Annotated in this window: 11 protein-coding genes; 1 reads left to right on the top strand and 10 read right to left on the bottom strand. The window is 63.5% G+C overall.

The features are described 5' to 3' along the window. The first annotated feature begins 200 nt into the window (after positions 1-200). Positions 201-686: a DciA family protein gene (locus P0D96_RS36535; RefSeq protein WP_132372936.1), complete on the top strand. Its 486-nt coding sequence runs from the start codon at positions 201-203 to the stop codon at positions 684-686. Between the two features lie 71 nt (positions 687-757). Here the strand turns inward: P0D96_RS36535 and lpxC are convergent, their stop codons facing one another. The 10 genes from lpxC to murD all read right to left on the bottom strand — a co-directional run bounded on the left by lpxC (position 758) and on the right by murD (position 12,347). Beyond that, positions 758-1,675, bottom strand: coding sequence for a UDP-3-O-acyl-N-acetylglucosamine deacetylase (gene lpxC, locus P0D96_RS36530; RefSeq protein ID WP_132372934.1), 918 nt, complete (start codon positions 1,673-1,675; stop codon positions 758-760). 288 nt (positions 1,676-1,963) lie between these two features. Further along, positions 1,964-2,467 (bottom strand): peroxiredoxin, encoded by a 504-nt coding sequence (locus P0D96_RS36525; RefSeq protein ID WP_012434415.1) that lies wholly within the window; start codon positions 2,465-2,467, stop codon positions 1,964-1,966. Between the two features lie 266 nt (positions 2,468-2,733). Further along, positions 2,734-3,930: a cell division protein FtsZ gene (ftsZ, locus tag P0D96_RS36520; protein ID WP_132372932.1), complete on the bottom strand. Its 1,197-nt coding sequence runs from the start codon at positions 3,928-3,930 to the stop codon at positions 2,734-2,736. A 132-nt stretch (positions 3,931-4,062) separates the two neighbouring features. Then, positions 4,063-5,295: a cell division protein FtsA gene (gene ftsA / locus P0D96_RS36515; RefSeq protein ID WP_007180311.1), complete on the bottom strand. Its 1,233-nt coding sequence runs from the start codon at positions 5,293-5,295 to the stop codon at positions 4,063-4,065. Between the two features lie 27 nt (positions 5,296-5,322). Next, on the bottom strand, positions 5,323-6,075 hold the full coding sequence (locus P0D96_RS36510; protein WP_132372930.1) for a cell division protein FtsQ/DivIB: 753 nt from the start codon (positions 6,073-6,075) through the stop codon (positions 5,323-5,325). A 24-nt stretch (positions 6,076-6,099) separates the two neighbouring features. Continuing rightward, the gene (locus P0D96_RS36505; protein WP_408180850.1) at positions 6,100-7,041 is read right to left on the bottom strand and encodes a D-alanine--D-alanine ligase; all 942 of its coding nucleotides are present in this window, start codon (positions 7,039-7,041) and stop codon (positions 6,100-6,102) included. A 5-nt stretch (positions 7,042-7,046) separates the two neighbouring features. Then, entirely contained in the window at positions 7,047-8,450 is a 1,404-nt protein-coding gene (gene murC / locus P0D96_RS36500; RefSeq protein WP_408318529.1) for a UDP-N-acetylmuramate--L-alanine ligase, read from the bottom strand. Further along, positions 8,447-9,565, bottom strand: coding sequence for an undecaprenyldiphospho-muramoylpentapeptide beta-N-acetylglucosaminyltransferase (gene murG / locus P0D96_RS36495; protein WP_408318527.1), 1,119 nt, complete (start codon positions 9,563-9,565; stop codon positions 8,447-8,449). The genes murC and murG overlap by 4 nt, the downstream gene beginning before the upstream one ends. Then, the gene (ftsW, locus tag P0D96_RS36490; protein ID WP_132372922.1) at positions 9,562-10,836 is read right to left on the bottom strand and encodes a putative lipid II flippase FtsW; all 1,275 of its coding nucleotides are present in this window, start codon (positions 10,834-10,836) and stop codon (positions 9,562-9,564) included. The genes murG and ftsW overlap by 4 nt, the downstream gene beginning before the upstream one ends. Then, positions 10,833-12,347: a UDP-N-acetylmuramoyl-L-alanine--D-glutamate ligase gene (gene murD / locus P0D96_RS36485; protein WP_408318525.1), complete on the bottom strand. Its 1,515-nt coding sequence runs from the start codon at positions 12,345-12,347 to the stop codon at positions 10,833-10,835. Before murD ends, ftsW begins: the two co-directional genes overlap by 4 nt. Between the last annotated feature and the right edge of the window lie 13 nt (positions 12,348-12,360).

Here is a 12,360-nt window from a genome sequence, read left to right as displayed (position 1 = left end):
GTCCAAGAGTGAATTCGAATCGCGCATTTTAGCACGCGCCCCCGCCCACGCTGATGTCGGCAGCGAGACGGCTGCGGGGCATCCGAAGCCCGCCGCAGCGAGCTCTGACAGTCCGCATTGAGGCAGGTCCGCGTGCATCCCGCGCGGTACAATCGCGGCGTGAACGCGCATAGGGTGCGGACACGCCGTTACCATCGAACATGAGCCGTATTCCTTCCTTTTCAAGGCCGCCGCCCCAGCAGTTCAAGGCGCGCCGCCCGCAGCCGGTCGCCGAGGTGCTCAACCGCACGGACGCGTTCGCGGCCCTGCGCGCGGGCGTCGAGCAGATTGCGGCGTTGGAGAAGGATCTGCGGGCGCTGCTGCCGGACTATCTGGCGACGAGCGTCGAGCCCAGCTTTATCAAGGAAGGCGTGTTGGCCCTGTTCGCCGGCCATAACGCGCTGGCGGCACGGCTGCGGCATCTGGAACCGCGGCTGCTGTCGGATCTGCAACAGCGCGGCTGGCCGGTCAATGCGCTGCGGATTCGCGTGCGGCCGCAGGCTGTCAAGGAACCGCCGCCGGTCAAACAGGCGCGCATGACGCCGGCCGGCGCCGACGCGCTCCACGCGCTGAGCGAATCGCTGGCGCCGTCGCCCTTACAGGAAGCGCTGGCGAAAATGGCGGCCCGGCATCGGAGAAATCGCTAGGCAAAAGAAAAGCGGCCCGACTGGGCCGCTTACTTTTCGTACGATTGCTTCGGAAAATTCACCCGAAGGCGTCAGGCAAAAGCCGTCTGGGTCTCGTAGGCGAAACCGCGCGGTGCCTTCTGCGTGTCGTCGAAGGTGACGATTTCGTACGAATCTTCGTGCGCCAGCAGTTCACGCAGCAGCGCGTTGTTCAGGCCGTGGCCCGACTTGTACGCGTTGTACGACGCCAGCAACGGGTGGCCGATCACATACAGGTCGCCGATCGCGTCGAGCATCTTGTGCTTCACGAACTCGTCGTCGTAGCGCAGGCCGTCGTTATTCAGGATGCGGTACTCGTCGAGCACGATCGCGTTGTCCATGCTGCCGCCACGCGCCAGACCGAGTTCGCGCATCATTTCCACTTCATGCGCGAAACCGAAGGTGCGGGCACGCGCGATTTCACGCACGTACGACGTATTGGCAAAATCCACTTCCAGCGCCTGACCGGTTTTATCCACGGCCGGGTGACGGAAATCGATCGTAAATTTGAGCTTGAAACCGAAATACGGGTCGAGACGCGCGAATTTATCGCCGTCACGAATTTCGACCGGCTTGGTGACCTTGATGAATTTCTTCGCCGCGTTCTGCTCTTCGATACCTGCCGATTGAATCAGAAACACGAACGAACCCGCGCTGCCGTCCATGATCGGGATTTCTTCGGCGGTGACGTCGACGTACAGGTTGTCGATGCCGAGACCGGCGCAGGCGGACATCAGATGCTCGATGGTCGAGACGCGCGCGCCGTCCTTCTGCAACACGGAAGCCAGACGCGTATCGCCAATCGCCATCGCCGACGCAGGAATGTCCACCGGCGTGGCCAGATCCACGCGCGAAAACACGATGCCCGTGTCCGGCCCGGCCGGACGGAGGGTCAGTTCGACTTTACGGCCGGAGTGCAGGCCAATGCCGACTGTCTTGACGATTTGCTTGATAGTGCGCTGCTTCAACATGGTGATCTTCTATTCGATTGAAAATCCCAATCGGGACTTTTTATTCCATAGCACGAATTATACTCCAATACCCTAAGGAGCGTCTTTTCGCGGAACGTATCAATCTGTTTCGCTGCATTACCCCTGGGCGCCCGTCAGGAAAGCGTGACGGGCCGATGCCCCGGAACGGAGGCGTTTCCGGTCATCGGCCCGCGTAACGGCCTGTCACAAAAGCGTCTTATCGACCGTTGCCCCGGCACAACGCGCCAACCGCGCGTGCCTGTGGCGAAGGCCACGACGCCCACGTGCCTAGCTCAACGTAGCGAGAATACTCCCTGCATCGCTGACTTCGAATTTGCCGGCAGCCTCGACGTTCAACGTCTTGACCACGCCGTCGTCGACCACCATCGCGTAGCGCTGGGAACGGATTCCCATGCCGCGCGCCGACAAATCCTGCTCGAGACCGAGCGCTCGCGTGAAAGCCGCACTGCCGTCCGCCATCATGCGCACCTTGCCCGAGGCGTGCTGATCGCGTCCCCACGCGCCCATTACGAACGCGTCGTTGACGGACACGCACCAGATCTCGTCGATGCCAAGAGCGCGCAACTGCTCGGCGTGTTCGACATAACCCGGTACATGTTTGGCCGAACAGGTGGGCGTGAACGCGCCCGGCAATCCGAAGATCACCACACGCTTGCCCGCTGTCTGTTCGCGCACGTCGAAGCTGTTAGGCCCGATCGTGCAGCCCGCCCGCTCGTCTTCGATCAACTCGAAGAGCGTCGCGTCGGGCAGCTTGTCACCTGCTTGAATCATGCTCAAGTCCTTTGCATCGATGCGAAGCACGCTCGCACGTCGTCGTGTCGCAGTGAAAAATCCGGCGTGAGCCTCACACTATGCTCCGCCGCCCGGCGACAGTCGCCCACTCCGCTTCGCGAATCCGAAGAGGGCAGTCGTCCTTGCCGCGAATCCTCAAAGATACGCGACTTGTTTGCCGTTCACCCGCCACGCTCGTGCATTCGTCCGCCAGCGCTGCACTGCTGTCCAACTCGCAGCGCCGCAACGAAAGCCTGCTCGTGCGCTCAGTCCGCCTGCTTGCGCAGGAATGCCGGAATGTCGTACGTGTCGACGCCCTTTTCCTGCAGCGCCTGCACATGCGAAGCGGCCGTATCGCGCGACGTGCGCCACACTGCCGGCGTGTCCAGCGCGCCGTAGTCGGCGGTGCTGGCGTGCGACGACTGCGGTGTGTAGGCAGCGTGTGCATTGATCGGCTGGTTGTCGGTGCCGGTGCGCAGCAGCGTCATCGGTGCCGATTGCTGCTTCTTCGCCGCACGGCCCAGGCCCGTTGCCACGACCGTCACGCGCAGCGCGTCGCCCATCGCATCGTCGTACACCGCGCCGAAGATCACGGTCGCGTCTTCCGCAGCATAGCTCTTGATGGTGTTCATCACTTCGCGCGTTTCCGACAGACGCAGCGAACGGCTCGACGTGATGTTGACCAGCACGCCACGCGCACCCGACAGATCCACACCTTCCAGCAGCGGGCTGGCGACAGCCTGCTCAGCAGCGAGGCGTGCGCGATCGACGCCGGCAACCGTCGCCGTGCCCATCATCGCCTTGCCTTGCTCGCCCATCACCGTCTTCACGTCTTCGAAGTCGACGTTCACCAGACCGTCGACGTTGATGATTTCCGCGATGCCGGCAACTGCGTTGTTCAGAACGTCGTCTGCGCACTGGAAGCACTTGTCCATCTCGGCGTCATCGCCCATCACCTCGAACAGCTTGTCGTTCAGGACGACGATCAGCGAGTCGACGTGATCCTCCAGTTGCTGCGAACCGGCTTCCGCGACGCGCATGCGCTTGCCGCCTTCGAATTCGAACGGCTTGCTGACGACGCCAACGGTCAAGATACCCATTTCCTTGGCGATCTGCGCGACCACGGGTGCTGCGCCCGTGCCCGTGCCGCCGCCCATGCCGGCCGTGATGAAGACCATGTGCGCGCCGCGCAATGCGTCGGCGATGCGCTCACGGGCTTCTTCCGCTGCGGCGCGGCCCATTTCCGGCTTGGCGCCCGCGCCCAGACCCGTGTTGCCGAGCTGGATCACCGCGGTGGCGCGCGAACGCGACAAAGCCTGCGCGTCCGTGTTCATCACGATGAAGTCGACGCCTTGCACGCCTTTGTTGATCATGTGCTGGACAGCATTGCCGCCAGCGCCACCTACTCCGACCACCTTGATGATGGTGCCGTTCGTTTCGGTTTCCAGCATTTGGAAATCCATGATGCCTCCGTCAAGATAAAAAATTTACAGCCACTCGGCCGTTATTCGGCAGGAGATCGGGCAACCTCCTGTCGCGCGCCGGCCGCCGGCACCGGCGCGTATTTCTAAAAACCGTTCTGTGCAGCGAATGCGTTAGAAGTTGCCGAGGAACCAGTCCTTCATGCGCGTGAACACCTGTCCCATCGACCCCGACTGCACCGCGACCTTGCGGCCGCGCATGCGCTGCGAGCGTCCTTCGACGAGCAGGCCCATCGCCGTCGAGTAGCGCGGATTGCGCACCACGTCAGCGAGACCGCCCGCGTATTCCGGCACGCCGATGCGCACCGGCTTCAGGAAGATGTCCTCACCCAGTTCGACCATGCCGAGCATCATCGACGCGCCGCCGGTCAGCACCACGCCGGAGCTCAGCAGTTCCTCGTAACCCGACTCGCGCACCACCTGCTGCACGAGCGAAAACAGTTCTTCGACACGCGGCTCGACCACTGCCGCCAGCGCCTGGCGCGACAGCGTGCGCGGACCGCGCTCACCGAGACCCGGCACTTCGATCATCTCGTCCGGATCGGCGAGCGCCTGCTTGGCGATGCCGTAATCCACCTTGATGTCTTCCGCATCCGGCGTCGGCGTACGCAGCGCCATCGCTATGTCGCTCGTGATCTGGTCGCCGGCGATCGGAATCACCGCCGTATGACGGATCGCGCCTTCGCTGAAAATCGCAATGTCCGTCGTGCCGCCGCCGATATCGACCAGCACCACGCCGAGTTCTTTTTCATCTTCCGTCAGCACCGCCAGCGACGACGCCAGCGGTTGCAAGATCAGATCGTTCACTTCGAGCCCACAGCGGCGCACGCACTTGACGATGTTCTGCGCCGCGCTCACCGCGCCGGTGACGATATGCACCTTCACTTCGAGACGAATGCCGCTCATGCCGATCGGCTCGCGCACATCTTCCTGACCGTCGATGATGAATTCCTGCGTCAGGATGTGCAGCACCTGCTGATCGGTCGGGATGTTGATCGCCTTCGCCGTTTCGATCACACGAGCCACATCCGTCTGCGTGACTTCCTTCTCCTTGATCGCCACCATGCCGCTCGAGTTGAAGCTGCGGATATGACTGCCGGCAATGCCGGTAAATACGTTTGTGATCTTGCAGTCGGCCATCAGTTCGGCTTCTTCGAGCGCGCGCTGTATGGACTGCACGGTGGCTTCGATATTCACCACCACGCCTTTCTTGAGCCCCTTCGATTCGCTCTGGCCGAGGCCGATCACCTCGTAGTGACCTTCGCCCTTCAACTCGGCGACGATGGCCACGACCTTCGACGTCCCAATGTCGAGGGCGACCAGCAGATCTTTATAGTCTTTACTCATAGCGTGCTCATTGCGTGTGATGTCCGTTTACTTCTTGCCCTTGTCGGGTTCGGTGATAAAGCGCATCCCTGCCGCGCGAATCGCGAAACCGTTCGGATAGCGCAAGTCCGCATACTCGATATCCTTTCCCCAACGTTGCGTCACCGCGTTCCACGCCGCGCTCAGACGCTTGCTCCGGTCGAGCAGCGTGTCCTGATTGCGTTCGCGCCCAAGTTCCACCTGCGTGCCGTTCGAGAGCTTCACCGTCCACGCGTAGCGTGGCGACAGCGTCACTTCTTCAGGCGTCGCGCCCAACGGCGCAAACCATTTCTGGAAGTCGTGATAACGCGCGACCACCTCTTTTGCCGTACCGTCCGGACCATCGAACGCGGGCAAGTCTTCTTCGAGCTCGCCCTGGTTCGCCGTGAACAGCTCGCCGTCGACGCTCACCAACTGATCGCTGCCCCACGTTCCCAGCGGCTTGTACTCTTCCAGCGTGACAGCCAGTGCATTCGGCCAGACGCGCCGCACGCTCGCATGACGCACCCACGGCATCTGCTCGAACGCCTGACGCGCCACGTCGAGATCCACCGTGAAAAAGTTGCCCTTCAAGCGCCCCACGACACCCGCGCGCACCGTCGGCGAATTGATGTGCTCGGTATCGCCGTCGATCTGGATTTCGCGCAACGCGAAATTCGGGCGCTGGATCAGCCAGTAACCGCCCGCCGCCAGCAGCACGAGCACCAGCAACGCATGCAATGCGTTGGCGGCGAAATTGAGCTGGCGAACGTTGTTCCACATGGTGTTGCTTTCGGGTCGCCCCGGTTAGTCCTGCAGCGTCAGCGCCAATACGCCGACAACCAGTTCCTGATAGCTGATGCCCACCGCGCGCGCCGCTTTCGGCGGCAGCGAGTGATCGGTCATGCCAGGCGCCGTGTTCACTTCGAGGAAATACGGGTTGCCGTCGGCGTCGAGCATGAAATCCGCACGGCCCCAGTCGGTGCAGCCGAGCACGTCGAAGGCACGGCGCGCCAGCACTTTCAGGCGCGCTTCCTCGTCCGCCGCCAGACCGCACGGGATCAGGTACTGCGTGTCGTTCGCGATGTACTTCGCGTGATAGTCGTAAAACTCGCCGGCCGGCACGATGCGAATCACCGGCAAGTCGAGATTGCCGGCGATGCACGCGGTGTATTCGCCGCCGCCTTCAATGCTCTTTTCGACCACCACGATCTTGTCGTACTTGACCGCTTCGATCAGCGCGGCGGGCAGTGCGTCGGCGCTCTTCACCTTGATCACCGCGACGCTCGAACCTTCGCTCGCCGGCTTCACGAAGATTGGCAAGCCGAGCTTCGCGACAATGTCTTTCGAACGCGCTGCGTAGTCGTCGCCGCGCAGCACGGCTTCGAACGGCGGCGTCGGAATGCCGAGTTGCTGCCACACGAGCTTGGTGCGGAACTTGTCGAGACCGAGCGCCGAGCCGAGCACGCCGCTACCCGTGTACTTGATGCCGTAAAAGTCGAGCGCGCCCTGGATCTGGCCGTTCTCGCCATAGCCGCCATGCAGCGCGTTGAACGCGCGCACAAAGCCTTCTTCCTTCAATGCGGCGAGCGGACGCTCGGCCGGATCGAACGGATGCGCGTCCACGCCGGCGTCGCGCAGACCTTGCAGCACCAGGCGGCCGGAGTTGAGCGATACCTCGCGCTCGGCGGAGTCCCCACCGAGTAGCACTGCCACTTTGCCGAATTGTTTCGGGTCGATACTGCTCATTTCGCTCACACCTTCGTTTCCTGCGCGAGGCGACCCGGCACACCGCCGATCGAACCCGCGCCCATCGTGATCACCACATCGCCGTCGCGCACCACTGCTGAGAGCGCGTCCGGCACTTCATCCACCGTATCGACAAACACCGGCTCGACCTTGCCCGCCACACGCAGCGCACGCGCCAAGGCGCGGCCGTCCGCGGCGACGATCGGCGCTTCACCGGCCGAATAGACTTCGGTCAGCACGAGCGCGTCGACGGTCGACAGCACTTTCACAAAATCCTCGAAGCAATCACGCGTACGCGTGAAGCGGTGCGGCTGGAACGCCAGCACCAGACGCCGGCCCGGAAATGCGCCGCGCGCCGCCGCCACCGTGGCCGCCATTTCGACCGGGTGATGACCGTAGTCGTCGACCAGTGTGTAGGCGCCGCTCGCTTTACCTTCGCTTACGACAGGCACTTCGCCGTAGCGCTGGAAGCGTCGGCCCACGCCGTTGAAATCCGCCAGCGCTCGCTGGATATCGGCATCTTTCACTTCAAGTTCAGTCGCAATTGCAATTGCGGCCAAAGCGTTCTGCACGTTGTGCTCGCCCGGCAGGTTCAAAACGATGTCGATCGGCGCCGCGTCTTCGCGCATGGCGGTGAAATGCATCTTGCCGTCGCGCGCCTGTACGTTGACCGCGCGCACCTGCGCATCCGGCGCGAAGCCGTAGCGGATGATCGGCTTCGACACGAACGGCAGAATTTCCTTCACGTTCGGATCGTCGACGCACAGCACCGCGATACCGTAAAACGGCAGACGGTGCGTGAATTCGATGAACGCCTGCTTGAGCCGCGCGAAGTCATGGCCGTAGGTGTCCATGTGATCGGCGTCGATGTTCGTGATGACTTCGATCACCGGGAACAGATTCAGGAACGACGCATCCGACTCGTCGGCTTCCGCGACGATGAAGTCGCCCGTGCCGAGCCGCGCATTCGCGCCCGCGCTGATCAGCCGGCCGCCGATCACGAAGGTCGGATCGAGACCGCCCGCCGCGAGCACGCTCGCCACCAACGAGGTGGTCGTGGTCTTGCCGTGCGTGCCGGCAATTGCGATGCCCTGCTTCAGGCGCATCAGTTCCGCGAGCATCACTGCGCGCGGCACGATCGGAATGCGGCGATGACGCGCGGCCAGCACTTCCGGGTTGTCGCTGCGCACCGCCGTGGAGACGACCACCGCGTTCGCGCCTTCGATGTTCTCCGCCGCGTGACCGATCGCGATCCGCGCGCCGAGTGCGGCGAGGCGATCCGTGATCGCGTTGCTCGTGAGATCCGAGCCGCTCACCTGATAGCCGAGGTTGACCAGCACCTCCGCGATGCCGCTCATGCCGACACCACCGATGCCGACAAAGTGAATGTGTTTGACGATGTGTTTCATTGCTTTCCTTCTGGGCTCGCGCCCGAAATCGAACCCGCCACGGTCGCGCAAATCTGCGCGACCTGTTCCGTGGCGTCGGGTTTCGCGAGCGAGCGCGAACGCTCCGCCATCTCCGCGAGGGTTTCTCGCGTCTGGCTGCGCAACCAGTCAGCGAGGGTTTCCGCCGACAGATCGCGTTGCTGCACGACCAGCGCCGCGCCGTTGTCGGCGAGGAACGCTGCATTAGTGGTTTGGTGATCGTCTACTGCATACGGGAACGGCACGAAGAACGCCGCCACGCCTACTGCTGAAATCTCGGACACCGTCATCGCGCCGGACCGGCAAATCACCAGGTCCGCGTTCGCGTAGGCGCTCGTCATGTCGTCGATGAACGGTACGAGTTCGACGCCGGCGCCCGCTTGCAAACCGGCTGCAGCGTAGTTCTCGCGCAGCGCCTCGATGTGCTTCGCGCCCGCCTGATGCACGATGCGCGGCCGTTCGTTCGGCGCGAGCAAGGCCACCGCGCGCGGCACGACTTCATTCAATGCCGTCGCGCCCAGACTGCCGCCCACGACCAGCACATTCAACGGACCGCTGCGTTGCGCGTAGCGTGTTTTGGGTGCAATTGCGCGCGCAAGTTCCTCACGAATCGGATTTCCCGTCCATTCGCCGTGCGGCAATGCATTCGGGAACGCAACCAGCACACGCTTGGCAACTTTCGCGAGCACCTTGTTCGCTAGACCGGCAATCGAATTCTGTTCATGCAGCACCAGCGGACGGCCGCTCAATGCGGTCATCAAGCCGGCCGGAAACGTGATGTAGCCGCCCATGCCGAGCACCACATCCGGCTTCACGCGACGCAGGACGGAGAGGCTTTGCGTGCAGGCGCGCAGCAGATTCAGCGGCAGCATCAGCTTGGTTTTCATGCCCTTGCCGCGCAGTCCGCCGAAGCGCACGTATTCCATCGGGATGCCGTGCTTCGGCACCAGCGTCGCTTCCATGCCCGCGGGATTGCCGAGCCATACGACCTTCCAGCCCCACGCCTGCATCAGATGAGCGACCGCGAGCCCAGGGAACACGTGTCCCCCGGTGCCTCCGGCCATCACCATCAGCGTGCGTTGCGGCAGAGCGGTCATACTTTCCCTCCGCGCATCAACACCCGGTTCTCGTAATCGACGCGCATCAACACTGCAACCGCGACGCAGTTCAGCACAATGCCCGAGCCGCCATAACTGACGAGCGGCAGCGTGAGACCCTTGGTCGGCAGCAAGCCGAGGTTCACGCCCATGTTGATGAAGGTCTGCGCGCCGAACCAGATGCCGACGCCCTTCGCGACCAGGCCCGCGAACGTGCGATCGAGTGCGAGCGCCTGACGGCCGATCTCGAACGAGCGGCGCACGATCCAGTAGAACATCAGGATCACCACCAGCACGCCGATAAAACCGAGTTCCTCGCCGATCACCGCGAGGATGAAGTCGGTATGCGCTTCCGGCAGATAGTTGAGCTTCTCGACGCTGCCGCCGAGACCCACGCCGAACCACTCGCCGCGGCCGAACGCGATCAGCGAGTGCGTCAATTGATAAGCCTTGCCCTGCGCGTAACGGTCGTCCCACGGATCGAGGTACGCGAAAATCCGTTCACGACGCCACGGCGACGCCCACACCAGCAAACTGAACGTGCCGACCGCGGTTGCCACCAGGCCGCCGAACAGCTTGCCGTTCACGCCGCCGAGAAACAGCACGCCCATCGCGATCGCCGCGATCACCATGAACGCGCCCATGTCCGGTTCGAGCAGCAGCAACGCGCCGACGAGACCCACCGCCACCGCCATCGGCAAAAAGCCTTTGGCGAAGCTGTGCATGTATTCCTGCTTGCGCACCGTGTAGTTCGCCGCGTAAATCGTCACGGCGAGCTTCATGATTTCCGACGGCTGCATGTTCGTGATGCCGAGCGGAATCCAGCGGCGCGCGCCGTTCACGCCCTTGCCGACGTGCGGAATCAGCACGATCACCAGCGCGACCAGCGAAATTAGAAACAGCTTCGGCGCGTACTTGTCCCACGTCGCGATCGGAATGCGGAACGACACGACGCCGATCACCGAGCCCATCACCACGAAGATGATCTGGCGCACGAGAAACGCGTAGTCGCGATAGGACGCGTACTTCGGCGAATCGGGCATGGCGATCGACGCCGAATACACCATCACGACGCCGAGACCGAGCAGCGCGACGACCACCCACAGCAGCGAGTGATCGTAGTCGAGCATGCGCGAGCGCAGCGGACGCACGCCGTTGACGGCGCTTGCGAGCCCACTGCCGCCCGTGCGGCCGACGCGAGCCGCACCGCCCGAACCACCCGCGTCGCCGGCGGCAGCCTGACGCGAACCGAAACGTTCCGACCAGCTCATATCATCGTCCCCCGTTCGGCGGCAATGTCTTCTACCGTGCTGCGGAATACCGCGGCGCGGTGCGCGTAACCCTTGAACATGTCGAAGCTCGCGCAAGCCGGCGACAACAACACGGCGTCGCCCGGCTCCGCGAGCGCGGTTGCGGCGCGCGTCGCTTCTTCGAGCGTCGCGTGATCCGTCATGGCGATGCCGGTGTCTTCCAGCGCGGCGCGGATCTGCGGCGCGTCGCGGCCGATCAGCATCACGGCGCGACACCAGCGCATGACCGGCGCGGCGAGCGGTTCGAAATCCTGCCCCTTGCCGTCGCCGCCGGCGATCAGCACGATGCGCTGCGCAAGGCCGTCGAGCGCGGCCACCGTCGCGCCGACATTGGTGCCCTTGCTGTCGTCCACATAGTCGATACCGTCGATCGACGCGATTAATTCCACGCGATGCGGCTCGCCGTGATATTCGCGCAGGCCGTGCAGAAGCGGCGCGCCCGGCAGACCGATCGCGCGCGCGAGTGCATAAGCGGCGAGCGCATTGGCGGCGTTGTGCAGACCGCGAATACGCAAGGCGTCCGCGGGCATCAGGCGTTTTAGCGCGATGTTCGGCGGCGTCACCACTTCGTTCTTGCGACGGCGCTTCGGCACCGGCTCGTCGCTCGCGTCGCGATCGTGCGCCTCTACGAGCCAGATCATGCCGTTGTCGCGCAGCAGACCGTAGTCGCCGTCGTTCTTCGGCTCGGTGACGCCGAATGTGACCATCTCGGCTTCGTTGTCTTCCGCGGGCGCGAGCTTCATGACGCGCGAGTCATCGCGATTCAGCACGCGCACGGTCTGTGCACCAAAGATGCGGCCCTTCGCGGTGGAGTACGCGTCGAGACCACCGTGCCAGTCCAGGTGATCCTGGGTGATGTTCAGCACGACTGCCGCATCCGGCGTAAACGTATGCGCGGTTTCCAACTGGAAGCTCGACAGCTCCAGCACCCACACGTCGGGCAATGCGGTGTTGTCGATCGCTTCCGAGAGTTTGTCGAGCAGCGCCGGGCTGATGTTGCCGGCCACCGCGACCTTCTTGCCGGCGCGTTCGCACAGCAGGCCGGTCAGGCTCGTGGTCGTGGTCTTGCCGTTGGTGCCGGTAATCGCGATCACCTTCGGCGCGTAGCCGCTTTCGCCGAGCGTCTTCAACGCCTGCGAGAAGAGTTCGAGTTCGCCCCACACGGGGATGCCCTGTTCGCGCGCCGCCGAGATCAGCGGCAACAGGTCAGCAGCCAGCGGCGACAAACCGGGGCTGATGGCGACGAGTTCTACGCCTTCGAGCAGCGCCGTCGAAAACGGGCCACCGACGAATGCGGCGTCGATGCCGTGCGCTTCCAGCGCGGGCAGGTTCGGCGGCACTTCACGCGTATCGGCCACACGCAGCCGACAGCCGTGCCGCGCGCACCAGCGCGCCATGGCGAGACCGGATTCACCCAGTCCCAGCACGAGCACCATCGGCTTTTGCCGATCCCGAAACTTCTCGCCGAACATCGCCTGCTTCCCC

Source organism: Paraburkholderia sp. RL17-347-BIC-D (assembly GCF_046027915.1).
Taxonomy (GTDB): domain Bacteria; phylum Pseudomonadota; class Gammaproteobacteria; order Burkholderiales; family Burkholderiaceae; genus Paraburkholderia.
This window is presented reverse-complemented; position numbering and strand designations above follow the sequence as displayed.

Bases quoted from the DNA above. Each gene is read 5' to 3' on its own strand.
- P0D96_RS36535 (WP_132372936.1), top strand. From the start codon at position 201: ATGAGCCGTATTCCTTCCTTTTCAAGGCCGCCGCCCCAGCAGTTCAAG.
- lpxC (WP_132372934.1), bottom strand. From the start codon at position 1,675: ATGTTGAAGCAGCGCACTATCAAGCAAATCGTCAAGACAGTCGGCATT.
- P0D96_RS36525 (WP_012434415.1), bottom strand. From the start codon at position 2,467: ATGATTCAAGCAGGTGACAAGCTGCCCGACGCGACGCTCTTCGAGTTG.
- ftsZ (WP_132372932.1), bottom strand. From the start codon at position 3,930: ATGGATTTCCAAATGCTGGAAACCGAAACGAACGGCACCATCATCAAG.
- ftsA (WP_007180311.1), bottom strand. From the start codon at position 5,295: ATGAGTAAAGACTATAAAGATCTGCTGGTCGCCCTCGACATTGGGACG.
- P0D96_RS36510 (WP_132372930.1), bottom strand. From the start codon at position 6,075: ATGTGGAACAACGTTCGCCAGCTCAATTTCGCCGCCAACGCATTGCAT.
- P0D96_RS36505 (WP_408180850.1), bottom strand. From the start codon at position 7,041: ATGAGCAGTATCGACCCGAAACAATTCGGCAAAGTGGCAGTGCTACTC.
- murC (WP_408318529.1), bottom strand. From the start codon at position 8,450: ATGAAACACATCGTCAAACACATTCACTTTGTCGGCATCGGTGGTGTC.
- murG (WP_408318527.1), bottom strand. From the start codon at position 9,565: ATGACCGCTCTGCCGCAACGCACGCTGATGGTGATGGCCGGAGGCACC.
- ftsW (WP_132372922.1), bottom strand. From the start codon at position 10,836: ATGAGCTGGTCGGAACGTTTCGGTTCGCGTCAGGCTGCCGCCGGCGAC.
- murD (WP_408318525.1), bottom strand. From the start codon at position 12,347: ATGTTCGGCGAGAAGTTTCGGGATCGGCAAAAGCCGATGGTGCTCGTG.